At 66.7% G+C, this 1,524-nt stretch carries 1 protein-coding gene; it reads right to left on the minus strand.

What is annotated here, in order from left to right:
* The coding region (locus B9S57_RS03075) for a polyketide synthase dehydratase domain-containing protein (protein WP_258036189.1) at positions 1–1,472 on the minus strand (1,472 nt) is incomplete at its 3' end.
* Positions 1,473–1,524: the final 52 nt, after the last annotated feature.

Below are 1,524 nucleotides of genomic sequence, written 5' to 3' on the forward strand. Positions count from 1 at the left end.
CCGGCCTCCGCGAACGACACCGCCACCACACCCGGCACCGCATCCAACACATCCAGAGCCGCGACCACCCGGACATCGAGGGCAACACCCTCCACACCAAGCGCGTGCTCGACCCACCCGACCCGGAACAACGCATCACGCAACACACCGGACGACTGCACCTGCTCCGCCGACACCGGCCTCAGCACCAACGAATCCACCGACGCCACCGGCCCACCGACCGCATCAGCCAGCACCAACGACACACCAGAACCAGCCGGCGCGATCCGCACCCTCAGAACCGACGCACCCACAGCATGAAGAGAAACCCCCGACCACGCGAACGGCAGACGCGCTTCGCCGTCCAGACCTCCCAACAGCCCCAGCCCGTGCAAAGCAGCGTCCAACAGAGCCGGATGAACCCCGAACCCCTGAACATCCACCCCATCAGGAAGAGCAACCTCCGCAAACAGGTCGTCCCCACGCCGCCACGCAGCACGAAGCCCCCGGAACACAGGCCCATACCCAAGACCCAGATCCAGCAACTGGCCGTACAGAGCAGCCACATCCAGCCCGACAGCACCCCGCGGCGGCCACTCCTCCAGCGACTCTCCCGCAGCCACACCCGCAGCCACACCCGCAGCCAACGTGCCTACCGCATGCCTGGTCCAGTCCGTGCCCGCATCCGAGCCCGCCGCAGAGCGGGCGTGCACGGCGACATCGCGACGCCCTTCACTGTCCGCAGCCCCGACGATCAACTGCAGCTGGGTATCTCCGTGCTCGGACAGGACAAGTGGTGCCTCGAGTGTCAGTTCCTCGATGACGTCACACTCCGCATATGAAGCGGCATGCAACACGAGGTCGACGAACGCGGTGGCAGGCAGCAGAACCGACCTCATGACCGTATGGTCGGCAAGCCACGGGTACCGGCCGGGCGACAGCAGGCCGGTGAACACCGTGCTCTCTCCCCCAGCGAGCGGAACCGCCGCTCCGAGGAGGGGATGACCAACTGAACTCTGGCCGAGTCCGCTCGCATCCGTGGGCTGCGCGACGCTGTCGGCGAGCCAGAAGTGCGTACGTTGGAAGGCATACGTCGGCAGATCCACACGACAGGCACCCGAACCGGCGAACAACGCCACCCAGTCGACCACCGACCCGCGTACGTAGAGCTCGGCGAGCGCGGTGACCACAGTCTTCGGCTCGTCACGGTCCCTGCGCAGCACCGGAGCGAACATCGAATCCTGGACACAGTCCTGCCCCATCGCGGACAGCACCCCGTCGGGGCCCAGCTCCAGGAACGTGGACACGCCCTGCTCCTGGAGGGTGCGCATCCCGTCGACGAAACGAACCGCCTCACGCACATGGCGCACCCAGTACTCGGGGGTGCAGATCTCGTCACCCGACACCATCTGACCGGTCACGTTCGAGACGATCNCGATCTCGGGCCGCTGGAAGGTCAGCGTCTCCGCGACCGCACGGAAGCCGTCGAGCATGGGCTCCATACACGGCGAGTGGAACGCGTGACTCACCCGCAGCCGCTTGGAC

It is taken from the genome of Streptomyces sp. SM10, assembly GCF_002910915.1.
Classification (GTDB): domain Bacteria; phylum Actinomycetota; class Actinomycetes; order Streptomycetales; family Streptomycetaceae; genus Streptomyces.